The sequence below is a fragment of the Lysobacter enzymogenes genome (genome assembly GCF_017168095.1).
Taxonomy (GTDB): Bacteria; Pseudomonadota; Gammaproteobacteria; order Xanthomonadales; family Xanthomonadaceae; genus Lysobacter; species Lysobacter enzymogenes_D.
Window position 1 is genome coordinate 13,045 of the sequence record NZ_LXSD01000381.1, and the last position, 216, is coordinate 13,260.

Consider the following 216-nt stretch of genomic DNA (forward strand, 5'->3'; position numbering starts at 1 on the left):
GTCGTTGACGGTGATCGAGCCGCTGCCGTCTTCGTCGGCGTTGCTGGTTTGGGTCTTCTCCGACGTCAGGTTCGGTGCCTGGGTGACCGGCGTGGTGACGGTCGGGTTGCACTTCGCATCCGTCGAGCCGGCCGGGCAGACGCCAGCCGTCGTGGTCGACACGGTCGCCTTGTTGACGATCGAGCCGGCGTTCACGTCGGTCTGCTGGACCTTGTA

Annotated in this window: 1 protein-coding gene; it reads right to left on the reverse strand. The window is 65.7% G+C overall.

Annotated features, from left to right (window positions below):
- Positions 1-216: hypothetical protein (locus tag A7A76_RS15555; protein ID WP_206412036.1), on the reverse strand; the 216-nt coding region annotated here is incomplete at both ends.